Raw genomic sequence first — 24,846 nt, forward strand, 5'->3', positions numbered from 1 at the left:
AGGACGAAACGAACCGAGCGAGCGGGAGCACAGCTTGAGCGACGAGCAATTCTACCGGATGCGGCGCCTGCCGCCCTACGTGATCGCCGAGGTCAACGCGATGCGCCACGCGGCGCGCGCGGCTGGCCGCGACATCATCGACCTGGGCATGGGCAATCCCGATCACCCCCCGCCGCAGCATGTGATCGACAAGCTGTGCGAGGTCGCGGGCAAGGCATCCGCGCACGGCTACAGCCAGTCGCGCGGCATTCCCGGGCTGCGCAAGGCGCAGGCGAATTACTACGCGCGGCGATTCGGGGTCGAACTCGACCCCGAGCGCGAGGTGGTGGTGACGATGGGCTCCAAGGAAGGCCTCTCGTCGATGGCGACCGCGATCGTCGCGCCGGGCGACGTGGTGCTGGCGCCGAGCCCGTCCTACCCGATCCACACCTATGGCTTCATCATAGCGGGCGCGACGATCCGCTCTGTGCCGACCACGCCGAACGAGGAATATTGGGACGCTCTGGATCAGGCGATGGCCTACACCTCGCCCCGGCCCAGCGTGCTGGTGGTCAATTACCCCAGTAACCCGACCGCCGAGACGGTCGACCTCGCTTTCTACGAGCGGCTGGTCGCCTGGGCGCGGGAGAATGAGGTTTGGGTCCTGTCCGACCTCGCCTATTCCGAGCTCTATTACGACGGCAAGCCGACCCGCTCGATCCTCGAAGTGCCCGGCGCGAAGGACGTCGCGGTCGAGTTCACTTCGATGTCGAAGACCTATTCGATGGCCGGGTGGCGGATGGGCTTCGCGGTCGGCAACCCGACGCTGATCGCCGCGCTGACGCGGGTGAAATCCTATCTCGACTACGGTGCGTTCACGCCCATTCAGGCAGCAGCCTGCGCGGCGCTCAACGGGCCGCAGGACATCGTCGAGGAAAACCGCCTGCGCTATCAGCGGCGGCGCGACGTGATGGTCGAGAGCTTCACCCGCGCCGGGTGGGAGATACCCTCTCCGCCCGCGAGTATGTTCGCGTGGGCTCCGCTGCCGCCGGGCTTCGAGCACATGGGCAGTCTCGACTTCTCCAAGCAGCTCCTGGAACAGGCCGGCGTCGCGGTTGCAGCAGGCATCGGCTACGGCGAGGAGGGCGAGGGTTACGTCCGTATCGCGATGGTCGAGAACGAGCAGCGCATCCGGCAGGCCGCGCGCAATATCAAGCGCTTCCTCCAGCGATCGAACGCCTAGGGACCGCCGCCCAAGCCTGAACCGGTATACATCCGGTCCGGAGTGTTCCTGTTTTCCAATAAGGTAAACTACGTGCCACGGTGCATGTCCTTGTGGAGGCAGCGGGCGGCGGGGGCGCGTGCACGCAGCGCAGCAGTTCATTGCGAGGTGGATGGAAGCGGGTCCGTTGCGGCTGGACCTGTTCCATCGCGATGCGCACGTGCGCGACCGTTGGCTCGCGCTGCACCCCCGCGAGTTCGCGCTGCTCTGGCGGTTGGCGGAGACACCGGACGCCACGGTCAGCCAGCGCGCGCTGCTGCAGGACGTCTGGCGGCTCCCTTTCGAGCCGGGCACCAATCGCGTCGCGGTGCATGTCGCGCGGCTGCGGCGCAAGCTTGAGACCGTCGGCCTTGCGGCGATGATCGCCACCGATGGGGCGGGATACAGGCTGGACAGCGCCGCGCCCTTGCGCAACGAATCATCCGAACGGTTTCAAACGAACGAACAACGGGAGAGCGCAGGCATGGCATCGCAGGTCGAGGAACAGCGGGTCACGGTGGAGATCGGCGAGGATGGCGTGGCGCATGTCCGCCTCAACCGGCCGGACAAGATGAACGCGCTCGACCCTGCTATGTTCGAGGCGATCATTGCCGCGGGCGAATCGCTGATGGAGCGCAAGGATGTGCGCGTGGTGGTGCTGTCTGGCGAGGGACGCAGCTTTTGCGCCGGGCTCGACACTTCCAGCTTCGCGCGAACGCCCGACGCTAACGAGCCCAAGCTGACCGACCGCACGCATGGCGATTCGAACAAGTTCCAGCAGGTCGCGACCGTGTGGCGTAAACTGCCCATGCCGGTAATCGCAGCGGTGCACGGGGTATGCTTCGGTGGCGGGATGCAGATCGCGAGCGGGGCCGATATCCGCGTGGTCGCGCCCGATGCGCGGATGGCGATCATGGAAATGAAGTGGGGGCTGGTCCCCGACATGGGCGGATACCAGCTGTGGCGCGGGCTGGTGCGCGACGATGTGCTGCGCGAGCTGGTCTATACCAACCGCGAATTCTCCGGCGAGGAAGCGCAGGTCCTCGGCCTCGCGACGCATGTCACCGACGATCCGCTGGCCAAGGCGAAGGAGATTGCCGCAACCATCGCCCAGCGCAACCCGGACGCAGTGCGCGCGGCCAAGCGGCTCCACAATCGGATGCACGACGAGACGGGCGAGGACATGCTGATGGCCGAAAGCGTCGAGCAGGCGGGCGTGATCCGTCAGCCCAATCAGATCGAGGCGGTGATGGCCGGCATGGCCAAGCGCGCGCCCAATTTCACGGACGCCGCCTGAGCCACCCACCTCCACCAAAACTCGGCTCCCTCCCCAAGGGGAGGGGCGTAAATCCCTTGGGTTACGTGGGTGACACGTGTCACCCGAGTGTCACCCTGAGAATTCGTCGTTATCTCAGCGACTTGGTGCGCGTTGGGTGACGCATTGCGGATTTTTGCTCCGCGCGAGCCTGGCGGGCGGCGTTTGCAAACGGGGAGGACGACGATGGGAAAGAGCCGTCGCCACGATAGCCTGTGCGCTCGAAGTAGGAAAATGTCCGTCGCCGGGATGCGTAACCTGCTCCTCCCGCTCCCCACCGGGAGGCGAGTTCGCTAGCCGAACACCGCGGCCGCCTGCTGGCTGATCATCACCAGTCGCCCGTCGGCGTCCCACAGGCGCAGCCGCTCGCTCGAATAGCCGTGGTCGGCGTGGTCGCTCGCGGCTTCCGCGATCCACCAGCCGTCGCGCGTCTGCGCCAGCGGATCGAGCAGGTTGATCGCCCAGTTCATCGAGCTGACCGGGCCGGGGCGCTGCATCGCGCGCATTGCGCCCGGCGGCATGGTGTCGCCGATCAGGATCAGGTGGCTGGTCGGATCGAGGTCGTCTCCACCTTTCAGGCGCAGCCAGCGGCGGACCACCGGCCCGCCCTCGCCGCCCGAGGGGGCTGCGCGGCGCAGTTCGTAATTGTTCTGGATGAAGGCCGGGCCCTGGCCCTCCATCAGCCGTTCGGCCTCGTCGATCGGGATCGGAGCGGGGGCGATCGGCTCGGCGGGGTGGACGGCGTTCGCTTCGCGCGAAGCACCGAACAGCCAGAACGATGTCAGCGCGGGGCTGCCCTCCACCAGCAGATCGACCCGCACCTGCGTGACGTTGCGCCCCTGCCGGATGATGCTCGCATGCGGGGTCACCTCGGCGCCCACAGGCGCGACGAACGCAACCTGGGCGGAGCGCAGCGGGGGCAGATCGGGGAAGGCGCGGATCGCAGCGGTGTACGCAATCAGCGCGCTCGCCCCGCCATAAAGCGTGCGCCCCTGCATCCACTCGTGGGCGGGAAGGGTTACGGTCTCGCCGTTGCCGGCGATCGGTTCAAGCATGGCAGCGATCGTCATGGCGGCTTCCTTATACAAGGGGGCGGCGATGTGAAGACACCCGGCTGCGGCCATCGAAAGGGCGGGCGCGACATTAGAGACCGAAAGGCGATTGAACTGCTGCGATCATCCCGCTAGATGGCGCGCTTCGCGCCAAGCCCGTGAGCAGCGGGGCCCGATGGCGGAGTGGTTACGCAGAGGACTGCAAATCCTTGCACGCCGGTTCGATTCCGGCTCGGGCCTCCACGCGACACGAGGGTAGGACAAGGCCGCATTGGCCGACTTGAGGTGCGCCCATGACCAGTGCCGATTCCTCCGTCGCCGCCAGCCTTGCGCAGGCTCGCAGGATCGTCGTCAAGGTCGGCTCCTCGCTCATGATCGATCCCGAAAGCCGCACCGCGCGGACAGCCTGGCTGGCGACGCTGGCGCAGGATATCGCCGCGCTGCGGGCGGGCGGGGCGCAGGTGATCGTGGTCAGCTCGGGCGCGGTGGCGCTCGGCTGGAAGCGGCTGGGGATCGAGCGTTCGCCGCAGCTCGACCGACGGCAGGCTGCCGCTGCAGTCGGCCAAGGCCTGCTGATGAATGCGTGGAGCGCCGCCTTCGCGACGCAAGGGATCACGGTCGGGCAGCTCCTGCTCACCTATGACGACAGCGAATCGCCTCAGCGCTCCGCCAATGCGCGGGCCACGCTGGGCGTGCTGCTGGATGCAGGCGCGGTGCCGGTGGTCAACGAGAACGACAGTGTCGCCACTGAAGAACTGAAGCTGGGCGATAATGACCGGCTCTCCGCCCGGGTGGCGGAGCTGGCCGATGCGGACCTGCTGCTGCTGTCCGACGTGGACGGGCTTTACGACCGCGATCCCGCAGATCCCGTCGCGCGCCACATCGCCTATGTCCCTCGCATCGACGAGGGGATTGCCGCGATGGCCGGCGGAACGCGTCATGAAGGTGTCGGTACGGGCGGCATGGCGACCAAGATTGCCGCCGCCCGCCACGCGACCGGGCAGGGCCGGGCGACGATCATCGCGAGCGGCCGAAGCGACCATCCGGTCAGCGGGCTTCGAGAGGGCGCGCGGGCGACTTTGTTCGATCCGGCAAAGTCCTGATTCCAAACAGAAAAACTACATCAAAAAAGGCGCTCGGATCGAAACGATCCGAAAAATCCCCTCGTTCGGCAACATTTTTGCTTGCCATTAAGCTTTGATGTTATAAACCGCTCGCCACCGCAGCAATCGTGCTGCGCATGCGAGGAACGACGAATGAAGGCCGTGGCCGCCATCCGTACTGCCGACGAGACTGTGCTGTTTGCGCAGGGTCTTGCGCTGCTCCTCGTTATTTTCCTTGTACTTCTTATTCAGCGGGGGGGAGTGCCCATCGGCTAGGCTTAGCCAGACGGACCTCTCGAACCCCGCTCTCCGAACAGGAAAGCGGGGTTTTTTATTGGGTCCGTCAAGGGATCAACGTGATGACTGAGACTTCTTCCAAACGTTCCGACGCGATCACCAAGGGTGCGGCCAAGGCGCCTGCACGCGCCATGCTGCGTGGTGCGGGCTACTCCGACGAACAGATGGCCCAGCCCATGGTCGCGGTCGTCAACACCTGGTCGACGGTGACGCCGTGCAACATGCACCTGGCCGATCTGGCCGAGCCGATCCGGCAGGGCCTGCGCGAAAACGGAGCCACCCCGGTCGATTTCAACACCATCGTCGTGTCCGACGGGATCACCATGGGCGGCGAGGGCATGCGCGCCTCGCTGATCAGCCGCGAGATCATTGCCGACTCGATCGAACTGGCGGTGAAGGGCCATTCGCTGGACGCGGCGATCATTCTGGTCGGCTGCGACAAGACCATCCCCGCCGCCGCGATGGCGCTGGCCCGGCTCGATATTCCGGGGCTGGTTTTCTACGGCGGGACTATCATGCCCGGCCAGCTGGATGGTCGCGATCTGTCGATCCAGGATGTCTTCGAAGCTGTCGGCGCGCATGCCAAAGGCGACATGAGCGATGCCGAGCTGGACAAGGTCGAGCGTGCGGCATGCCCTGGTGCGGGCGCGTGCGGCGGTCAGTTCACCGCCAACACCATGGCGATGGCGCTGGCGATGATGGGCATTTCGCCGATGGGTTCGGGCGATCCGCCCGCGACCGACTCCGCCAAGCGGGTCGAGGCGGCGCGCTGCGGTCGGCTGGCGGCCAAGCTGGCGCACGAAGGCACCTCTGCACGCACGTTTCTGAGCCCCGCATCGATCCGCAACGCGGCGACGGCTGTGGTGGCGAGCGGCGGCTCGACCAACGCCGTGCTGCACCTGCCCGCGATCGCGGCGGAGGCGGGCTTTGCCTTCCCGATCGAAACCTTCGACGAATTGTCGCGCAGCGTGCCGGTGATCACCGACCTGAAGCCGGGCGGGCGCTTCCTGGCGCGCGATCTCTACGCGGCGGGCGGCGTCCCGCTGTTCGGCAAGCGGCTGGCGGACGCCGGGATGCTGGAAGACACGCCCACGGTGACGGGCGACAGCCTGTTTGCCGAACTGGCCCGCGCCGAGGAAACGCCGGGGCAGCAGGTGGTCAAATCGCCTGCCGACCCGGTCAAGGCGACCGGTGGCCTCAGCATCCTCTACGGCGACATCGCCCCCGAAGGCGCGGTGCTGAAGACCGCCGGCTACGGCGCGGCCTCGTTCGAAGGCCCGGCCAAGGTGTTCGAGGGCGAGGAAGCCTGCTTCGCGGCGGTCAACGCCAACCAGATCCAGGCGGGCGATGTCGTCATCATCCGCTACGAAGGCCCCTCCGGCGGGCCCGGCATGCGCGAGATGCTGGCGGTGACCGCCGCGCTCGCCGGGCAGGGTCTCGCGGGCAAGGTCGCGCTGATTACCGACGGGCGCTTTTCCGGTGCGAGCCACGGCTTCGTGATCGGCCACTGCTCTCCCGAAGCGGCCAAGGGCGGCCCGATCGCCCTGGTCGAGGAAGGCGACATCATCCGCATCGACGCGGAAACCCGCCGGATCGACGCCGATATCGACTGGGATGCCCGCCGCGCGGCGCACACTCCCAGACCGCCAAACTCCATGGGCGGGGTGTTCGACAAATACGCCCGCCTCGTTTCGTCCGCCGCCTACGGCGCAACAACCATTCCACCTGTTACCGAGTGAAGGACTGATACCATGCCCAAGACGATCAAGGTCTACACCGACGAAGATGCAAATCCCGAACTGGTGCGCGGCAAGCCCGTCGCCATCATCGGCTATGGCAGCCAGGGTCGCGCCCACGCGATGAACCTGAAGGACAGCGGCTGCGAAGTCACCGTCGGCCTGCGCGACGGTTCGCCCACCGCCGCGAAAGCTCGCGCCGACGGCCTGACCGTGATGCCCGTTGCCGAAGCGGCCAAGGCCGCATCGCTGGTCGCGCTGCTGACCCCGGACATGAGCCACGAGACGATCTTCGCCTCCGAAATCGCCCCCAATCTGGAGCCGGGCGACGCAGTGCTGGTCGCGCACGGTTTCACCGTGCTGTACGAACGCATCCAGCCTGCCGCCGGTATCGACGTGATCTTGGTCGCGCCCAAGGGGCCGGGCGATCTGGTCCGCCGCGAATATGAGCGCGGCGCGGGCGTGCCCTGCCTGTTCGCGGTGCGCCAGGATGCGACCGGCGAAGCGCGCGAGCGGGCGCTGGCCTATGCCAGCCTGATCGGCGGAACCACCGCCGGTGCGATCGAGACCAGCTTCCGCGAGGAAACCGAGACCGATCTGTTCGGCGAACAGGCTGTTCTGTGCGGCGGCGCGACCGAGCTGGTCGCTGCCGGGTTCGAGACGCTGGTTAACGCCGGCTACCAGCCCGAGATCGCCTATTACGAGTGTCTCCACGAACTCAAGCTGATCGTCGACCTGCTGTACGAAGGCGGGTTCGAGAAGATGCACGAATTCGTCTCCGAAACCGCGATTTACGGCGATCTCGTCTCAGGTCCGCGTGTCATTAACGACGAAACGCGCGCGCGGATGAAGGACGTGCTGACCGACATTCAGGACGGCACCTTCGCGCGCAACTGGATCGCCGAAAACGAGGCCGGAAAGAAGAAGTACGACGAGATGCAGGCGGCCGATCTGTCGCACCAGATCGAAGCCACCGGCAAGGAACTGCGCGGCCTGATGTCGTGGTTGCAGTCCGACGAGAAGAAGAAGGAGCAAAAGGCCGCGTAAGCGCGCCTTTGCCCAAGAGAAAGCCATGAACACCATGACCCAGCCCATGCACAGTCCGCAAAGCCAGCCTGCCACCCGCACGGGTGCGCAGCTGGTAGTCGATACGCTGGCCGCGCTCGGCGTCGATTGCGTGTTCGGCTATCCCGGCGGCGCGATCATGCCTGTGTATGACGCGCTGCCGCAGGGCACCACGCGGCACATCCTGGTCCGGCACGAACAGGCCGCCGCCTTCGCTGCCGATGCTTATGGCCGGATCACCGGGCGCGCTGGCGTGTGCCTGGCGACCTCCGGCCCGGGCGCAACCAACCTGATCACGGGAATCGCCAATGCCTATCTGGACTCGGTCCCGATGGTGGCGATCACCGGGCAGGTGCCCCAGACGCTGATGGGCACCGACGCGTTTCAGGAAACCGACATCTTCGGCATGACCATGCCGATCGTGAAGCATTCGATCATCGTCCGCCGGCCCGAGGATATCCCCTCGGCCATGGCGGAAGCCTTCGCCATTGCAGAAGGGGGGCGCCCCGGCCCGGTGCTGGTCGACCTGCCCAAGGACGTGCAGCAGGCGGTGTGCGAACCCGGCGCGCTGCGGCGGCCCGAAGCCAATATCCTGCCCGCACCCACATCCGAATCGATTGCCGAGGCAGAACGCCTGATCGCCCGCGCGAAGAAGCCGCTGTTCTATCTGGGCGGCGGCGTCGCGCGCGCCAATGCCAGCGAGATGGTCCGCCGGATCGTGGAGGAAAGCGGCATCCCCGCAGTCGCCACGCTGCAGGGCCTGGGCGTGCTGCCGCCGGAACACCCGGCGATGCTGGGCATGCTGGGGATGCACGGCCACCGGCCTGCGAACATGGCGGTGCAGGAATGCGACCTTCTGATCGTGCTGGGTGCGCGGTTCGATGACCGGGCGACCGGCAAGCTGGCCGAATTCGCGCCGCATGCCTCGGTCGTCCACATCGATGTCGATGCCGCCGAACTGGGCAAGCTGCGCTTCGCCCATGCGGCGGTGTGCGGCAATCTGAAGGCGAGCCTCGCCACGATCGACTTCGAGAAGGGCGAGATCGACGCGTGGACCCGCTCCACCGCCGAGACCCGCGAAAAGCATGCCCCGCGCTACGACGCGCCGGGCAACGGGATCTATGCGCCCGCGATGCTCAAGACCCTGTCGGAGCGGGTCGGCGACGATTTCGTGGTCGCCTGCGATGTCGGCCAGCACCAGATGTGGGTCGCCCAGCACTGCCGCTTCTCGCGTCCGCAGGCGCACCTGACCAGCGGCGGACTGGGGGCGATGGGCTTCGGCCTGCCCGCAGCGATCGGCGCCAAGCTGGCCGAACCCGACAGCCACGTCTTCGCGGTGTGCGGCGACGGGGGCTTCCAGATGAACATCCAGGAACTGGCGACCTTGCGCCGGTACCAGATCCCGGTGAAGATCCTGCTGCTCGACAATGCGATGCTGGGCTTGGTGCGCCAGTGGCAGGAGCTGTTCTTCGACGGGAATTATTCCGAGGTCGACCTGTCCGACAATCCCGACTTCGTCGAAGTCGCCAACGCCTTCGGCATCGAAGCCTTCGGAATCGAGCGCCGCGAGGAAGTGGACGGGGCGATCGACCGCCTGATCAACGCCCGCGGCCCGATCCTCGCCCATGTCCGGATCGACCCGGAAGAAAATGTCTGGCCGCTGGTGCCGCCGGGCAAATCGAATGCAGAAATGATGGAGAAGCGCCATGACGCGTAACACCCCGAGCCTTGAGCATATCCGCATCGAATTCGCGTGCGAGGAAGGCGCGCTTCGCCGGACGCTCGGCGTGATCGAGGCGCGCGGTTTTTCCGTCCGCTCCATGCAGATGGGCAGCGACGGGGACCGCGCGGTGATGACCCTCGCGCTCGCGCCGATGGACCCGTCCCGCAGGATCGACACGCTGCTGCGCCAGCTGGACCGGGTTTACGCGGTCGAAAACGCCATTCACCTGAGCAATGACACGCGCGTAGCGGAGGTCGTCCATGTCGCAAACGGATGAGGCGCAGCCGCGCCAGATCGCAATTTTCGATACGTCGCTGCGCGATGGCGAGCAGGCGCCCGGCTTCTCGATGAACACCACGCAGAAGCTGAAGCTGGCGCATGCGCTGCGCAAGCTGAAGGTGGATGTGATGGAGGTCGGCTTCGCCGCCGCCTCGCCCGGCGATGCCGAGGCGATCCACGCGATCGCCAGCGAGATCGGCTACCTGCCCGATGCGCCCATGCTGTGTTCGCTCTCGCGCGCAATGGAAGGTGACATCATCGCCGCCGAACGCGCGCTGGGCCCGGCCAAGCGCAGCCGCCTGCACCTGTTCTTCGGCACCAGCGACCTGCACCTGGCGGCCAAGCACAAGATGGAAAAGCCCGAAGCGCTCGCCACGATCGAGCGCGCGCTGAAGATGGCCAAGGGCCGCTTTACCGAAATCGAGTTCTCCGCCGAAGACGCGCTGCGCACCGATCCCGCGTTCCTGAAGGAAGCGCTGGAATGCGCCGCCGCCGCAGGGGCCGACGTGCTCAACGTGCCCGACACGGTGGGCTATACCTCGCCGGAAGAAATCTACGCGCTGTTCGCGGACCTGACCGCCAATGTCGCGCGGCCCGGTCATGTGGTCTTCTCGACCCACAATCACAACGACCTGGGCATGGCGGTGGCCAACAGCCTGGCCGCAGTGCGCGGCGGTGCGGGGCAGGTCGAATGCACGATCAACGGGATCGGCGAGCGGGCGGGCAACTGCGCGTTGGAAGAAGTGGTGATGGCGCTCAAGACGCGGCCCGATCACTACCGGGCGACCAGCGGAGTCGAGACGCGCGAGATTTTCGCGGTCAGCCGCCTGCTGGGCGAGGTCACCGGCAATGCTCCGCCGCGCAACAAGGCGATCGTCGGGCGCAACGCCTTCGCGCACGAGGCGGGCATCCACCAGCACGGCGTGCTGGCCGACCGCCGCACCTACGAGATCATGAGCCCGGAAGACATCGGCCTGCCGTCCAACGCGCTGGTACTGGGCAAGCACTCGGGCAAGCATGCGCTGAAGGCGCGGCTGGAGGCGCTGGGCCAGGGCGAGGTGGGCGATAACCGGTTCGAGAAGCTCTATGCCGATTTCAAGCGGCTCGCCGATACCAAGCGCGAAGTGACCGACAACGACCTGTGCGATCTGCTGGCCGAAGACGGCCGCGGCCACGCGTGGGAGCTGGTCCGGGTGGAAATGCGCACCGGGACCAAGGCCAACGACCGGCCCACCGCCAAGGTCACGCTCGACCACCGCACGCGCGGCCGCCTGACCACGATCGGCCACGGCACCGGCCCGTTCGAGGCGCTGACCGATGCCTTCTGCGTCGCCGCAGAGGTGAAGCACGGCACGCTGGAAAGCGTCGATGCGCACCAGCTTAGCCGAGAGATGGAGATCGAGGTCGGCCTGCTGGTCGATGGCGTGGCGATTTCGGGCCGCAGCCAGCACACCGACGTCGTCATCGCCGCCGCCGAAGCCCTGCTGGCGGCGTTCAACAATCACGAGCGGCTGTCGCACGCCGCGAACTTCGCCGACGCGGCTTAAGGGTATCGCAATGTCTGCCCCCCGATCTCTGTTCGACAAGCTGTGGGACACACATGTCGTCGTCCCCGAAAGCGAGGACGCGCCTGCGATCCTCTTCATCGACCTGCACCTGGTACACGAGGTCACCTCGCCGCAGGCCTTCGCCGTGCTGGAAGAGCGCGGGCTCAAGGTCCGCCGACCCGACCTGACGCAGGCGACGCTCGACCACTCGACGCCGACGCTGCCTGCGGGCGCTGACGGGCGGCTGCCCTACGCCACCGAAGCGGCAGAACGCCAAGTCCACCAGCTGGAGGCGAATTGCGCGAAGCATGGCATCGACCTGCTCGGGCTCGACGATGCGCGGCGCGGGATCGTCCACGTGATCGGCCCGGAAATGGGCCTGACGCAGCCGGGCAAGACGATCGTGTGCGGCGACAGCCATACCTCCACGCATGGAGCCTTCGGCGCGCTCGCCTTCGGGATCGGCACGACCGAGGTCGGCCATGTGCTCGCCACGCAATGCGTCCTCCAGCGCAAGCCGAAGAGTATGCGGATCACGTTCGAGGGTGCGTTGTCGCCCGGGGTCGGCGCGAAGGACATGGCGCTGGCGATGATCGCGCAGATCGGCGCCGACGGCGGCCAAGGCTACGCGGTCGAATTCGCTGGCGAAGCGGTCGAGGCGCTGTCGATGGAAGGCCGGATGACCCTGTGCAACATGGCGATCGAGGCCGGTGCGCGCGTGGGCATGATTGCCCCCGACGAAACCACCTTCGCCTACCTCGAAGGGCGCGAGCGCGCTCCGCAGGGCGAGGATTGGGACGCGGCGGTTGCCCGCTGGCGCGAGCTGCCCTCCGATCCCGATGCGAGCTTCGACAAGGAAGTCACCGTCGACGCCGCCGCGATCCGCTCGATGATCACCTACGGCGTCTCTCCCGATGCCGCCGCGCCCGTCACCGGCAACGCGCCTGCGCCCGCGAACGATTCCGAACGCGAGGCGGCGGAATATATGCGCTTCGCCGCCGACCGGCCCTTCGCCGAGGCGAAGGTCGACCGCGTGTTCATCGGCAGCTGCACCAATTCGCGCCTGTCCGACCTGCGCGAAGCCGCCGAGGTCATGCGCGGGCGCACAGTGGCAGACGGTGTCACCGCGCTGATCGTGCCCGGCTCCGAAGCGATCCGTCAGCAGGCCGAGGCCGAAGGGCTGGACGCGATCTTCACCGACGCAGGGGCCGAATGGCGCCTGCCCGGCTGTTCGATGTGCATCGCGATGAACGGCGATCAGGGCGCGCCTGGCGAACTGGTCGTCTCGACCTCCAACCGCAACTTTGTCGGTCGCCAGGGCAAGGGCGTACGCACCGTCCTCGCTGGACCGGCGACCGCCGCCGCCTGCGCCATCGCGGGCCATATCGCCGACCCATCGCAATATATCAGCACGGAGGCGCGCGATGCAGCCTGATCCGTTCAAGCGGCTGGAGGCACGCACGCTGGTGGTGCGCCAGAGTAATATCGACACCGACCAGATCATTCCCGCCCGCTTCCTCACAACCACCACGCGTGAGGGGCTGGGCGCGAACGCCTTCTACGACTGGCGCTACACCGGTGACGATCAGCCCAAGAACGCTTCGCCCTTCCCGGTCGCAGGTGCAAGCGACAGGCAGGTGCTGGTGGCAGGGCCGAACTTCGGCTGCGGCTCCTCGCGCGAGCACGCACCGTGGGCGCTGCTCGACTACGGCTTTCGCGCGGTGGTCAGCTCGGACATTGCCGATATCTTCAAGAGCAACTCGCTCAAGAACGGCCTGCTGCCGGTCGAGGTCGATGCCGAAACCCACGCCGCGCTGCTTGAACGGCCCGGCGTTGCCATCGCCATCGATCTGGAAGAGTGCACCCTGACGACCGAGGACGGCATCGAAGCCAGCTTCACGGTCGAGCCCTTCGCCCGCCGCTGCCTGCTCGACGGGGTCGATCCGCTTGGCCATATCCTCGCGCACGACGCGCAGATCACCGCATACGAGGCCGCCGCGTGACCCATAAAATCGTACTCCTCCCCGGCGACGGGATCGGCCCCGAAGTCGCTGCCGCCGCGCGTGCCGTGCTCGAAGCGGTCGCGGCGGAGCATGAGCTCTCGCTCGCCTTCACCACCCATGATTTCGGCGGCTGCGCGATCGACGCGCATGGCGATCCCTTTCCCGAAGAGACGAAATCTGCCTGCCTCTCTGCCGATGCGGTGTTCCTCGGTGCGGTCGGCGGACCCAAGTGGGAAGGCGGCGGCCCGCGCCCCGAGGCGGGCCTGCTGGCGCTGCGTACCGAGCTGGGCACCTTCGCCAACCTGCGACCGATTACCCTGTTCGACGGCCTCGAAGCGCTATCGCCGCTCAAGCCGGAACGGGTCGCGGGGACCGATCTGCTGATCGTGCGCGAACTGACCGGAGGCATCTATTTCGGCAAGCGGCAGGAAGGCGACGAGAACGCCACAGACGAATGCGCCTATTCGCGCAGCGAGGTGGAGCGGATCGCCCGGATCGCCTTCGAAGCCGCGCGCGGCCGTGATGGCCGGGTGACCTCGGTCGACAAGGCCAACGTACTCGCGACCAGCCGCTTGTGGCGCAAGACCGTGGTCGCGCTGCGCGATGCGGAATTCCCCGATGTCGCGCTCGACCACGTGCTGGTCGACGCGATGGCGATGAAGCTGATCGAGCGCCCGTCTGCCTTCGACGTCATCCTGACCGAGAACATGTTTGGCGATATTTTGAGCGATGAGGCTTCGGTGATCGCGGGTTCGATCGGGCTCGCGCCGTCGGCCTCGCTCGGCCTCACCCATGGCGGGCTGTTCGAGCCCATTCATGGCTCCGCGCCCGATATAGCCGGGCAGGGCAAGGCCAACCCGATCGGAGCGATCCTGAGTGCGGCAATGTTGCTGCGCCACGCGCTGGGCGAGGAAGCGGCCGCAGCAACGATCGAACGCGCGGTCGCCAAATGTCTCGCCGAGGGTGTGAGCACCGCCGATGTCGGCGGCAACGCGACCACGCAGGAGGTCGCGCAGGCCATATGCGAACGGATTCGCGAAGCTGCCCCCAGCATCCCCCTTGCAGGCACAGCATAGCGAGGATAAGGGGCGTCCCTCCAAGCGACATGCCGCTTTAGCTCAGTTGGTAGAGCACATCATTCGTAATGATGGGGTCACGTGTTCGAGTCACGTAAGCGGCACCACCATCCTCAGCTTGTCCACGCGCCATTGTAACGCGAAGAGACGTTCGGCTGGTCCCGCGTGTGGGACTGGACTGGTAGGCGTTATTCATGGCTGACGTGCGAAAAGCCTGTCAGGGTTAGGTTTCGCCGCCGATGTCGTCTGTTGGGCCGACTGCCGACTGTCAGGTTTTTCTCACTAGGCTGGCCAAACGAGACGTTCTAACCACCGAGCATCTTGATGGAATGTCATTGATCACCAGACGGGACTGCATCACGCATGGCAGCAGCAAATGGCGGCGATTGGCACCCCTTTGCGCACATCAGCGAAAAGGAAGGCTCCACGATGGCCCGACGGACATTCGGGCAAGGTGTTTTAGGCCTGCTGGGTGGCGTTGCGTTTGCTGCGCTTTCCGGATGCCGCCTGTTTGGAGGGAACAGCTACCGCTTCCGCATGACGGTGCAGGTGGAGACGCCCGGTGGGGTGCGCACGGGTTCATCGGTCTATGAAGTCGGCGCCGGGAACAAGGTCGCGATCACGCGCGAAATGGCTACTCGCGGCTGGTCGGTGAAAGGTGAGGCGGTCGCGGTCGACCTTCCAGGCGGAAGAACCCTGTTCGCGGTGCGCAGGACGGGTGCGCATTTTCGCGACCTGATGGGGCTGTCGATGAATACCCTCCATCCGAACTTTCGCGGCACCGGCTATGATGTGGTCGAGGTGGCAAAGGAACTGGCGCATGGCGAGTATCCCGGCCCTGGCGAGGTGGCGCGGGAAGACTATCCGCTGCTGGTAACTTTCGGCGACATCGCCGATCCGGCCAGCGTTGTCCGGGTCGAGCCGGACGCGCTTGCCACCCATTTCGGCGAGGGCGTGACGCTGCGCTGCATCACCGTCGAGTTGACAGACGATCCGGTGACCACGGGGATAGAGAAAAGGCTGGGGTGGTTGCCTTCCCACGTAGGAACTCTCGTGCGCCAGCCAACGGACTTGCCGATAGGCGAAATGCCGATTGAACAGCGCTTAATCCGGACCGATTTCCGCTACGGAGATGCGTGATCTGTAGTGTGCGGCACACGGGCTGCTATGGCCGATCTTGGGCGGCTTGCTGACCTTCCGCTTTTGGCAATCGAACTCGCTCATGCGGATGTTCGGCTTTGGCACTCAACTGTTGGCTCGCCAATCGCGGCATTGCCGCGTTCATTTTCAAATACCGACTGGAACCGACGCCCGAGCCGCTCGATGCCTTTCGCTGTACGATGATCCAGAGATTCGCTGTCGCCGCTGCGGGGGGCCCTGAGCTATCGATTCCTTCATCCGCTGTTGCGGATGCACAGGCGGCTATCCGCATGGTCCGAAAATCCGCGACGGATTGGAATATCGTTCCCCACCGTGTTGGTTTCCTGGGCTTTTCTGTAGGCCCGATCGCCGGGATCGAAACAGTGGTTAACGCCGATGCGGAGACGATGCCTGACTTGATGGCTGCAATCTACCCGGCAATGGGGCGTGTTGCCGTGACGCAAAACGCCCCACCGCTTTTCGCCGCCATCGCCGCTGACGACCCGTTATGGCGTTCACGAGAGTTCGGCCTCGTTCAGGGATGGCTCGAGGCTGGTCGGTCCGCGGAACTCCATTGCTATCGCGACGGAGGCCACGGCTTCGGAATGGGAACGCCGCAGACTACAAGCGCATGGTGGCTGGACTCGATTGATAGATGGATGCGTAGTTTGGGTTGATGCCAACCGGACGGCAGCTTTGGGGCACTGCCGAGCACCTACGGATGGTCTTAAGTGGGGTGCAAAGCTGACGGAAGTGAGGTTGCCGGAGGTTGCTTGCGCCAGGCCCACAGGGCCAATGATTCCGTAACGATGGGGTCACGTGTGCAAGTCACGAAAGCGGCACCACTATTCTTCGACGGCACATCGCTCAGCATAGTTGCCATCGGGCGCGAGGCGCTTTCAGCGTGGGATCGCTGAAACCTGGTGTAATCTCAGCGAGATTGCACATACATGTTTGTGCGTGTAGGTTGAGCCAGAGATGATCCGCAGGCATTACCGGCCCGGGCTTTGTGCAACAGCCGGGTATCGAGGCATGGCCGAGCACATGATGGCCCGATGAGCGACGAAGCGAAAACTCCCGACCACAGGACTATGCTCGACGAGATCACGTCGAGGTGTCTTGCTGCGCCAACTCTCAGGACGGCCCGCGTCATCGGCAGATCTTATGATCGCGCGCTCGCCGGAAGCGGGATAACGATCACGCAATTCACGCTGCTGGTCACGATCGCCAAGTATCGGCCGACGTCGATCGCGCAGCTTGGCGAATGGCTCGACATCGAAGCGAGCACCCTGTCGCGCAATCTGGCAAAACTGCGCAAGTCGGGTCATGTCGAGCCGCTCGGTAACGAAGGGCGCGCGCAGGAACTGGTTCTCACGGAAAAGGGAATTTCGACGCTGCGCGAGGTCTATCCCCGCTGGCTCGACACGCAGCAGGATCTCGAAGCGCGCCTCGGCCCGCAAAATGTGGCGGGCGTTCGTAGCAGCCTGACCGATCTCAGGACCGCTTAGCAACCGCGCTGCGGCAGATGCGCCGCAGGACTTGCTTGCACCCTCTAACATGTATATGCATGATGCGGTCGGGAGGCGGTGGTCATCGTCGCCGATCCCAAGTCGCAGAGGGCAGTCCATGCAATACCAGTCGATAAACCCAGCCACCGCTTCACCCGGGGCAGAATTTGCCTTGATCACGAATGAGGCGCTCGAAGCGACCGTGCAGCAGGCTGCGGACGCCTTCGAGGTCTGGCGAGGCACCGAGGTGTCTGTCCGAAGCGCAATGCTCCGCGCGGTTGCCGCTTCCTTGCGCGAGGATGCCGGTCGGCTGGCCTCGGTCATCATCGCGGAGATGGGCAAGAGGGTTCAGGAGGCTTTTTTCGAAATCCAGCTCTGCGCGCAGATCTGCGACTATTACGCGGACCATGCCGGGCAATTCCTCGCCCCGGAACAGGTGCCCGGCGTCGAGGGCGCGCTCGTCCTGAAAGAGCCGATAGGGCCGATCCTCGCGATCGAGCCGTGGAATTTTCCGTTCTACCAGATCTTCCGCGTCGCCGCACCACAGCTTGCGGCGGGCAATGTTGTGATCGTGAAGCCTTCGGAGCTGGTCCCCGAATGCGCGGTGGAGATTGCCGCGCTGTTCGAAAAGCACTGCGACGTCAAAGGTGTATATACAAACATCTTCGGGTCGCATAAGCAGATCGGCGAGATGATCGCGGACGCACGGATCAAGGGCGTCACCTTCACCGGCAGCACACAGGCCGGTGCTGCGATTGCCGAACAGGCGGGGCGTAACCTGAAGAAGGTCGTGCTCGAACTGGGGGGCAACGACCCGATGATCGTGCGCGAGGATGCGCCGGTCGAATGGGCGGCTCAGCAGGCCCTGTTCGGGCGATTGCTCAATACCGGCCAGTGCTGCGTCGGGACCAAGCGGCTGATCGTTGTCGGCAAGGAGCGGGCGCGAATCGTGGAAGCCGCGCTCGCGCGGATATTCGCGAAGATTCCCACGGGGGATCCGGGCGACCCGGAGACCAAGCTCGGCCCGCTCGTCTCTGCGCGCGCGGCGCAAACGCTTCAGGATCAGGTCGACCGGGCGGTGGCCCACGGTGCGCGCCTGGTCGCGGGCGGCAGCCGGATGAACCGGGCGGGGTTCTACTTCGAGCCGACAATCCTCGCCGACATGGCGCCGGACAACCCCGTCTATCGCGAGGAATTCTTCGGCCCGGTGCTGATGCTGGATGCTGTGGCAAGCGATGACGCAGCCGTGTCGCTCGCCAATGCGACGCCGTTCGGGCTCGGAGCCTCGATCCTGTCCGAAGACATGGAGGCGGCCGAGCGCATGGCGCGCCGCATCGCCAGCGGCATGGTCTTTATCAATCAGGCTTCGCGCACCCAGGCCGATCTGCCCTTCGGCGGTATCGGCCAGTCGGGGTTCGGGCGCGAACTGGCCGAGGCAGGCTTCGGCGAATTTCTGAATCGCAAACTCGTCACCGCAGTCCCCTGCGGCACGCCGCCGCTGGGCGCTTGATCACCACCACAGGAGAAGAAGAAATGCCACTCTGGACCATCTATCACCCGGTCGATGCCTACACGCCCGAGACCAAGGCCGAGATCGCGAAGACCATCGTCGATTTCTACCCGATGCTCCCGGCCTTCTACGTGGGCGTCGTGTTCCACGAGATGCCGCGCGACAGGATGTTCGTCAGCGGCAAGCCAACCGACGATTTCGTCCGCATCGCGGTCGATCATATCGCCCGGCAGTTCCCCGAGGATGCACTCGCCCAGAAATGGCTCAACCATGTGAGCGCGTCGCTGGCCGCCTTCACTTCGGATCTGGGCTATCGCTGGGAGGTCCATTTCGACGAGACCCCATTCAAGTTCTGGCGCATTCAGGGCTATCCGGCACCGCTTCCCGACAGCGAGACGGAGCGCAAGTGGAAGGCGGACGACGCAGCGAGTCCCTACGACTTCGCAGCCTGAGAAATCTACCCAGTCAGCGGCGCTTGGCGAACAGCTCGATCAGTTCCTCGAACTTCTCGCGCTGGTCGCCCTCGTCGCCGCTGGCGATCGCTTCGGCGACGCAGCAGGCGGCGTGATCCTTCAGAACCTGGGTTTCCACCTTGGCGAGCGCGGATTTGACCGCCTGCATCTGATGCAGGATGTCGATGCAATAACGATCATCCTCGATCATCTGCGCAAGGCCGCGCACCTGCCCGGCAATCCGGTTCAGCCGATTGATCTTGGCGGTCTTGGTGTCGCTCATTCTCGACGCTCGTTTCTGCATACCCAAGGGGGGTATAGGCCTGCGCGGGTGCGGGTTCAATCTGGTGCTTGGACCGGGGGCGACAAGGTCTGACTGTTTCGCTGGCCCCTATGCGGGCAGGCCTGCTAGCGGTGCAGCAATGCATAAGCCCTCCCCAAATCAGGCATTTGCCCATGACGTCGACGGCATGACGGTGGCCGCATGAGCGCTGCCGAACCCGGTATTGGAGAGTGGTCGACCGAGGGGCTAGTGGATGATGTCCGCCCGCAGATGTTCCGCGTGGCCGACGCCGGCGAGACGTTCGCGCTGGCCACGATCGTGGCGGCCGATGGCGGGCCGCGCCCGGTAGGGGCGCAGATGCTGATCACGGCAGCTGACTATTGGGGCTTCCTCTCGGGCGGCTGTATCGAGGCGGACGTCGCGCTTCACGCGCGCGAGGCAATCGCCGACGGTCAGCCGCGGCGGCTGGTCTATGGCGAGGGCAGCCCGTTCATCGACATTCGCCTGCCGTGTGGGGGAAGGATCGAAGTGGAGCTCGAGCGGGTCCTGCCCGACGATGCGGCAGTCCACGATCTGCGCCGCCTGACGCAGGCGCGAGAGCCCGCCTTGTGGACCAGCGACGGCAAGCACCGAAGCTGCAGCAGGGACGGGGTGACCGACCCGGCTCCTCGCGCGCGGGTCCGCCGTCGCTACGATCCCGCGCAGCGGCTGGCGGTGGTCGGCACAGACCCCTTCGCGCTCGCGATTGCCGGTCTTGGCCAGCGGATCGGCTGGGATACCGTGCTGCTCGCGCCCTTCGCCCCGGAAGGCGAGACGCCTTTGGAGGTGCCGGTGCTGCGCAGCGCCTTGGCCGATTCGCTGGCGAGCATCGCGCCCGACCCATGGACGGCCATCGCCGTCGCAACGCACGATCTGGAGCGCGATCGGGAGGCGCTGGTGCCCGCACTTGCCGGGTCGGCGGGTTATGTCGGGGTGCTCGGCTCGCGGCGCAAGCTGGACGAGCGAAGGGCTGGCCTGCGCGCCGCAGGATTGCGCGAGGCCGAGATCGACCGCCTCAAGGCCCCGATCGGCCTGCCTATTGGCGCGGCATCGCCGTGGGAGGTCGCGCTGGCGGTGATCGCCGAGATCGTCGCCGACGCCCGGTCTCGCACTAGCGGTGAATCCGCATGACAGGCCACGCTGGGCGCGAGGCAATGCTCGCCGGATGCCACGCGATGGTGCTGGCGGCGGGCGGGGCGAGCCGGTTCGGTGGCGGCAAGCTGCTCGCACGGCTCGATGACACACCGCTGGTCTGCCGGGCGGTGCGGGCCGCCTTCGCAGCGCCGGTGGAATCGGTCCGGGTGGTCATAGGCGCCGACGCCGAGCAGGTCCGCGAGGCGGTGCTGGCCGAGCAGACGCCGCCGCCTGAATTCGTGCACTGCGACAGCTGGCAGCAGGGCCTCTCCGCGTCGCTGAAAGCGGGAATCGGCGCGCTTCCCGCCGATGCGCGGGCGGTGGCGATCTTCCTTGGCGACATGCCGGATCTCAGCGGGCAGCTCGCGGGCGAGGCGCTGCGCGCGGTGCTGGGCGGAGCCCCGGGGGCCTACCCGGTTTTCGGGCAGGCCCCCGGTCATCCGGTCGCGCTGTCGCGGGCGCTGTTCGAGCGGGTCGCGCAGCTGGAGGGCGATCGCGGCGCGCGCGCGCTGATAAAGGATCATCCCGGCGTAGTCCGTCTGCCGGTCGATGATCCGGGCTGTATCGTCGATATCGACACGCGGGACGATCTGCGCGTCTACGCGCGCGCGTAGACGCGGCTTATACCTCCGGTAGGAACGCGCGGTCATTAGTTAGGCACTGATTTACGATTTGGCCCTAGCCATAGGCATAGGGAGGAGTTCGTTGATGATGCCGGAGACTCTATTGCAAGGCCGCAACGGGACCTTGTTCTACGTGTTGGCCCAGATCGCCTTGCGCTACGCACTGGTCGTCGCGCTGGCGGCGGTGTTGTGCATTCCGGTGGCGCAAGGATCGTGGGTCACCATGCTGCAGGTCCTTGGGGCCGGGCATCTGTTTTTGGCCTTCGCCCTCAGCCTCATCATCCATTGGGTCCGGAAAGCGCAGTCGGCGGAGAACAAGGCGCGCCTCACCGGCATCAACGAGACGCAGGAACAGATCGAAGAGCTGTTCGCGATGACCGACACGCTGCAAAGCGCGGACAGCAATGCGGACGCTGCGCAGGTGCTGCGCGCCACCAGCCGCAAGCTTCTGCCAGGCTGCGGCGTCGCCCTCTATGTGTTCAACAATTCGCGCGACCGGCTCGACCTGATCGACAGCTGGGACATGCCCGAGGCCTATGTTGCCTCGGACAGTCTGGTGCCCTCCAATTGCTGGGCGCTGAAGCGGGGCAAGGACCATTTCAACAATCCGCAGGAACAGTCGCTGTGCTGTTCCCACTATATCGGTGAGGTCGCGAGTATCGAAGTGCCGATGATGGCGCGCGGGCAGGTTTTCGGCCTGCTGGTGCTGGGCGATCGTGGCGGCAAGTGCTCCAATGTCGAGAAGGCCCGCCGGATCGCGCGGGCGCTGGCCGATTCGACCTCGCTCGCGCTGTCCAACATATCGCTGCGCGAACAGCTGCGCACCCAGTCGCTGCGTGACCCGATGACCGGGCTCTACAACCGCCGCTACATGGAAGACACGCTCGATCGCTTCCTCGCGCTGGCACAGCGCCAGCGGCAGTCCACCTCGGTGCTGATGATCGACCTCGACAATTTCAAGATGCTCAACGACGAGCATGGCCATGCCAAGGGCGATGCCGTGCTCAAGGATGTCGCCGCGCATGTGGTCGGTGCGCTGCGCCCGTCGGACATCGTGTGCCGCTATGGCGGCGAGGAGCTGCTGGTGATCCTGCCCGATTGCGGGATCGACGATGCGATGATGCGTGCAGAGCAGGTGCGCGCGCGGATCGAATCGCTGTCGGAACAGCATGGCTGTCGCGTCACCGCCTCGATCGGGATCGCCTCGATTCCGGAGACCGCCAAGTCATCCAGCGATCTGCTGTCCGCCTCCGACGCCGCGCTTTACGAAGCGAAGGCGATGGGCAAGAACCAGGTCCATGCCGCGCCGCCGGTGATGAGCAAGAAGGCGGCCGAAAACGTGACCGCTCGCCTCGTGGTCAGCTGACCCGCCCGCCGGGCTCAGGCCTTGAGCCGCGCGGCGTGCCACGCAACGTGATTGGCCAGAAAGCTCGAGATGAAATAGTAGCTGTGATCGTACCCGTCGCGCATGTTGAGCGTGAGCGGGATGTTCGCTTTCCCGCACGCCTCGGCCAGCAGTCCGGGCTTGAGCTGTTCTGCCAGGAACTGGTCCGCCGTGCCCTGTTCCACCAGCAGCACATCGGCCCGCGCGCCATCCTCGATCAGGGCGCAGGCGTCGTATGCACGCCACGCTGCGCGGTTTTCGCCCAGATAGCCCGATAGCGCCTTCTCGCCCCACGGCACCCGGCTGGGCGCGACGATCGGGCTGAACGCGCTGATCGAAGCGAAGCGTTCTGGATTTCTGAGGCCGATGGTCAGCGCCCCATGGCCGCCCATCGAATGGCCGGTGATTCCCTGGCGCGCCATATCGACCGGGAAGTGCTCTGCGATCAGCGCGGGCAGTTCGTCCTCGATGTAGCTGCGCATCGTGAAATGCGGGGTCCACGGCTGCTGCGTCGCATCGACATAGAACCCTGCGCCCTGCCCCATGTCATACGCATCGTCATCGGCAACGCCTTCGCCGCGCGGGCTCGTGTCGGGGGCGATGAAGATGATCCCGGCTTTGGCGCAGGCCGCACGGTATTCGCCCTTTTCGGTGACGTTGGCGTGCGTGCAGGTGAGGCCGGAGAGATACCACAGCACCGGCAGCCTCGCCCCTTCTTCATGCTCGGGCACAAAGACGGAAAAGGTCATGTCGGTGCCGGTGGCGGTGCTCGCATGGCTATAGACGCCCTGCGTGCCGCCATGGCTGCGGTTCTCGCTGACGGTTTCAAACGTCATTCTATACCTCCGTCGGAGTGAATGCGGTGGCGCGATCGCCGGTATTGGCGGTATCCGCCGGGTCGATGATGATCAGCTTCGCTTCCCCTTCGGGCACCTGCGGGAAATGCTCGACACCCCGCGGGACCACGATCAGCTCACCGGGGCCGAGCGTTTCGACACGGTCACGGAATTCCATCCTGAGCGTGCCTTCGATCACGATGAACAGCTCGTCGGTATCGGGGTGACTGTGCCACTGGAAATCGCCCGAGGCCTTGGCGAGGCGTATCTCGTTACCGTTGTAGCGACCTGCAATGCGCGGTGCCCAATGGTCGTCGAACCTGGCGAACTTCTCCGCCAGGTTGACCTTGATTGGCGATGCTGCGGACGGCATCAGTCGAAGACGACGACCGAGCGAATGCTCTCGCCCGAGTGCATCAGGTCGAACGCCTTGTTGATTTCTTCCAGCTTCAGCACGTGGGTGATCATCGGGTCGATCTGGATCTTGCCGTCCATGTACCAGTCGACGATCTTGGGCACGTCGGTGCGGCCCTTGGCCCCGCCGAACGCGGTCCCGCGCCAGTTGCGGCCCGTCACCAGCTGGAACGGGCGCGTCTCGATCGTCTTGCCCGCTTCGGCGACGCCGATGATGATGGAAGTGCCCCAGCCCTTGTGACAGCATTCCAGCGCCTGGCGCATGACATCGGTATTGCCGGTGCAGTCGAAGCTGTAATCAGCCCCGCCGTCGAGCATTTCGACCAGATGCGCGACCACATCGTCGACATCCTTCGGATTAACGAAATCGGTCATCCCGAAATGTTCGGCATAGGCCTTCTTGTCGGGGTTGATGTCGACACCCACGATCCGGTCGGCACCGGCCATGCGCGCGCCCTGGATGACGTTGAGCCCGATTCCGCCGAGGCCGAACACCACGACATTGTCGCCCGGGCGTACGTCCGCGGTGTTGACCACCGCGCCGACGCCTGTGGTGACGCCGCAGCCGATATAGCAGCTGGTGTGGAAGGGCGCGTCCTCGCGGATTTTGGCGACCGCGATCTCGGGCAGGACGGTGAAGTTCGAGAAGGTCGAGCAGCCCATGTAGTGGTAGATCGGCTTGCCCTGATAGCTGAACCGCGTGGTCCCGTCGGGCATCAGGCCCCTGCCCTGCGTTTCGCGGATCGCGCTGCACAGGTTGGTCTTGCCAGAGAGGCACATTTTGCACTGGCGGCATTCGGGCGTGTAGAGCGGGATCACGTGATCGCCTTCCTTCACGCTCGTCACGCCCGCGCCGACTTCGCGAACTATTCCGGCGCCTTCATGGCCGAGCACGCTGGGGAACAGGCCTTCGCTGTCGAGCCCGTCGAGCGTGTAGGCATCGGTATGGCAGATCCCGGTCGCCTTGATCTCGATCAGCACTTCGCCGGCCTTGGGGCCTTCCAGATCGAGTTCGACGATTTCGAGCGGCTTCTTTGCTTCGAAGGCGACGGCTGCGCGGGTTTTCATGGGGGAATTCTCCTTCTCG

25 protein-coding genes and 2 tRNA genes are annotated in these 24,846 nt (G+C 65.6%); 22 read left to right on the top strand and 5 right to left on the bottom strand.

Features of this window, described 5'->3' with window-relative positions; genetic code table 11:
- Positions 1–34: 34 nt before the first annotated feature.
- Positions 35–1,222: an LL-diaminopimelate aminotransferase gene (locus K7H93_RS08875; protein WP_269060175.1), complete on the top strand. Its 1,188-nt coding sequence runs from the start codon at positions 35–37 to the stop codon at positions 1,220–1,222.
- A gap of 151 nt (positions 1,223–1,373) precedes the next feature.
- Positions 1,374–2,537, top strand: coding sequence for a crotonase/enoyl-CoA hydratase family protein (locus tag K7H93_RS08885; protein WP_338080302.1), 1,164 nt, complete (start codon positions 1,374–1,376; stop codon positions 2,535–2,537).
- Positions 2,538–2,848: 311 nt separating this feature from the next.
- Here the strand turns inward: K7H93_RS08885 and K7H93_RS08890 are convergent, their stop codons facing one another.
- Positions 2,849–3,625 (bottom strand): acyl-CoA thioesterase, encoded by a 777-nt coding sequence (locus tag K7H93_RS08890; protein WP_230783322.1) that lies wholly within the window; start codon positions 3,623–3,625, stop codon positions 2,849–2,851.
- 151 nt (positions 3,626–3,776) lie between these two features.
- Here K7H93_RS08890 and K7H93_RS08895 point away from each other — a divergent pair.
- The 17 genes from K7H93_RS08895 (at position 3,777) to K7H93_RS08970 (ending at position 19,046) form a co-directional block, all read left to right on the top strand.
- Positions 3,777–3,850 (top strand) — tRNA-Cys (locus tag K7H93_RS08895).
- Positions 3,851–3,900: 50 nt separating this feature from the next.
- Complete coding sequence (gene proB, locus K7H93_RS08900; RefSeq protein WP_230783323.1) at positions 3,901–4,710, top strand: glutamate 5-kinase; 810 nt, start codon at positions 3,901–3,903, stop codon at positions 4,708–4,710.
- A 153-nt stretch (positions 4,711–4,863) separates the two neighbouring features.
- A complete protein-coding gene (locus K7H93_RS15960) occupies positions 4,864–4,986 on the top strand; it encodes a hypothetical protein (protein WP_010235715.1) in 123 nt (40 codons plus the stop codon).
- Positions 4,987–5,069: 83 nt separating this feature from the next.
- Positions 5,070–6,746: a dihydroxy-acid dehydratase gene (ilvD, locus tag K7H93_RS08905; RefSeq protein WP_230783324.1), complete on the top strand. Its 1,677-nt coding sequence runs from the start codon at positions 5,070–5,072 to the stop codon at positions 6,744–6,746.
- A gap of 12 nt (positions 6,747–6,758) precedes the next feature.
- Positions 6,759–7,790, top strand: a complete 1,032-nt coding sequence (gene ilvC, locus K7H93_RS08910; protein ID WP_269060176.1) for a ketol-acid reductoisomerase — start codon at positions 6,759–6,761, stop codon at positions 7,788–7,790.
- Positions 7,791–7,815: 25 nt separating this feature from the next.
- The gene (ilvG, locus tag K7H93_RS08915) at positions 7,816–9,525 is read left to right on the top strand and encodes an acetolactate synthase 2 catalytic subunit (RefSeq protein ID WP_338080303.1); all 1,710 of its coding nucleotides are present in this window, start codon (positions 7,816–7,818) and stop codon (positions 9,523–9,525) included.
- Positions 9,515–9,808, top strand: a complete 294-nt coding sequence (locus K7H93_RS08920) for an ACT domain-containing protein (RefSeq protein ID WP_010235704.1) — start codon at positions 9,515–9,517, stop codon at positions 9,806–9,808. Before ilvG ends, K7H93_RS08920 begins: the two co-directional genes overlap by 11 nt.
- Positions 9,792–11,357: a 2-isopropylmalate synthase gene (locus K7H93_RS08925; protein ID WP_230783325.1), complete on the top strand. Its 1,566-nt coding sequence runs from the start codon at positions 9,792–9,794 to the stop codon at positions 11,355–11,357. Before K7H93_RS08920 ends, K7H93_RS08925 begins: the two co-directional genes overlap by 17 nt.
- A 10-nt stretch (positions 11,358–11,367) precedes the next feature.
- Positions 11,368–12,792, top strand: a complete 1,425-nt coding sequence (gene leuC / locus K7H93_RS08930; RefSeq protein ID WP_230783326.1) for a 3-isopropylmalate dehydratase large subunit — start codon at positions 11,368–11,370, stop codon at positions 12,790–12,792.
- Positions 12,782–13,360 (top strand): 3-isopropylmalate dehydratase small subunit, encoded by a 579-nt coding sequence (gene leuD / locus K7H93_RS08935; protein WP_230783327.1) that lies wholly within the window; start codon positions 12,782–12,784, stop codon positions 13,358–13,360. The genes leuC and leuD overlap by 11 nt, the downstream gene beginning before the upstream one ends.
- Positions 13,357–14,436 carry a 3-isopropylmalate dehydrogenase gene (leuB, locus tag K7H93_RS08940; RefSeq protein WP_230783328.1) on the top strand — a complete coding sequence of 360 codons (1,080 nt, stop codon included), beginning with the start codon at positions 13,357–13,359 and terminating at the stop codon, positions 14,434–14,436. Before leuD ends, leuB begins: the two co-directional genes overlap by 4 nt.
- A 31-nt stretch (positions 14,437–14,467) precedes the next feature.
- A tRNA-Thr gene (locus K7H93_RS08945) sits at positions 14,468–14,543 on the top strand.
- A 256-nt stretch (positions 14,544–14,799) separates the two neighbouring features.
- On the top strand, positions 14,800–15,576 hold the full coding sequence (locus K7H93_RS08950) for a hypothetical protein (protein WP_230783329.1): 777 nt from the start codon (positions 14,800–14,802) through the stop codon (positions 15,574–15,576).
- A gap of 98 nt (positions 15,577–15,674) precedes the next feature.
- On the top strand, positions 15,675–16,253 hold the full coding sequence (locus K7H93_RS08955) for an alpha/beta hydrolase (protein ID WP_230783330.1): 579 nt from the start codon (positions 15,675–15,677) through the stop codon (positions 16,251–16,253).
- A 378-nt stretch (positions 16,254–16,631) separates the two neighbouring features.
- Positions 16,632–17,084, top strand: a complete 453-nt coding sequence (locus K7H93_RS08960; RefSeq protein ID WP_230783331.1) for a MarR family winged helix-turn-helix transcriptional regulator — start codon at positions 16,632–16,634, stop codon at positions 17,082–17,084.
- 118 nt (positions 17,085–17,202) lie between these two features.
- Positions 17,203–18,594: an aldehyde dehydrogenase family protein gene (locus K7H93_RS08965; RefSeq protein WP_269060177.1), complete on the top strand. Its 1,392-nt coding sequence runs from the start codon at positions 17,203–17,205 to the stop codon at positions 18,592–18,594.
- Between the two features lie 23 nt (positions 18,595–18,617).
- Positions 18,618–19,046 (top strand): tautomerase family protein, encoded by a 429-nt coding sequence (locus tag K7H93_RS08970; protein WP_230783333.1) that lies wholly within the window; start codon positions 18,618–18,620, stop codon positions 19,044–19,046.
- Between the two features lie 13 nt (positions 19,047–19,059).
- Here K7H93_RS08970 and K7H93_RS08975 read toward each other — a convergent pair whose 3' ends face one another.
- Positions 19,060–19,329, bottom strand: a complete 270-nt coding sequence (locus K7H93_RS08975; protein WP_010235679.1) for a metal-sensitive transcriptional regulator — start codon at positions 19,327–19,329, stop codon at positions 19,060–19,062.
- Positions 19,330–19,530: 201 nt separating this feature from the next.
- Between K7H93_RS08975 and K7H93_RS08980 the strand changes: the two genes are divergently transcribed.
- The 3 genes from K7H93_RS08980 (at position 19,531) to K7H93_RS08990 (ending at position 22,491) form a co-directional block, all read left to right on the top strand.
- A complete protein-coding gene (locus K7H93_RS08980) occupies positions 19,531–20,499 on the top strand; it encodes an XdhC family protein (RefSeq protein ID WP_230783334.1) in 969 nt (322 codons plus the stop codon).
- Positions 20,496–21,116 carry a nucleotidyltransferase family protein gene (locus tag K7H93_RS08985; protein ID WP_230783335.1) on the top strand — a complete coding sequence of 207 codons (621 nt, stop codon included), beginning with the start codon at positions 20,496–20,498 and terminating at the stop codon, positions 21,114–21,116. Before K7H93_RS08980 ends, K7H93_RS08985 begins: the two co-directional genes overlap by 4 nt.
- A 94-nt stretch (positions 21,117–21,210) precedes the next feature.
- Positions 21,211–22,491: a sensor domain-containing diguanylate cyclase gene (locus K7H93_RS08990; RefSeq protein ID WP_230783336.1), complete on the top strand. Its 1,281-nt coding sequence runs from the start codon at positions 21,211–21,213 to the stop codon at positions 22,489–22,491.
- A gap of 14 nt (positions 22,492–22,505) precedes the next feature.
- Here the strand turns inward: K7H93_RS08990 and fghA are convergent, their stop codons facing one another.
- Genes fghA through K7H93_RS09005 form a run of 3 tightly spaced genes read right to left on the bottom strand, consistent with a single transcriptional unit; the run spans position 22,506 to position 24,827 of the window.
- A complete protein-coding gene (fghA, locus tag K7H93_RS08995) occupies positions 22,506–23,345 on the bottom strand; it encodes an S-formylglutathione hydrolase (RefSeq protein ID WP_230783337.1) in 840 nt (279 codons plus the stop codon).
- A 1-nt stretch (position 23,346) separates the two neighbouring features.
- Positions 23,347–23,718: a cupin domain-containing protein gene (locus K7H93_RS09000; RefSeq protein ID WP_230783338.1), complete on the bottom strand. Its 372-nt coding sequence runs from the start codon at positions 23,716–23,718 to the stop codon at positions 23,347–23,349.
- A complete protein-coding gene (locus K7H93_RS09005) occupies positions 23,718–24,827 on the bottom strand; it encodes an S-(hydroxymethyl)glutathione dehydrogenase/class III alcohol dehydrogenase (RefSeq protein WP_230783339.1) in 1,110 nt (369 codons plus the stop codon). Before K7H93_RS09005 ends, K7H93_RS09000 begins: the two co-directional genes overlap by 1 nt.
- Positions 24,828–24,846: the final 19 nt, after the last annotated feature.

Source organism: Citromicrobium bathyomarinum, from assembly GCF_021021475.1.
Classification (GTDB): Bacteria; Pseudomonadota; Alphaproteobacteria; order Sphingomonadales; family Sphingomonadaceae; genus Alteriqipengyuania; species Alteriqipengyuania bathyomarina.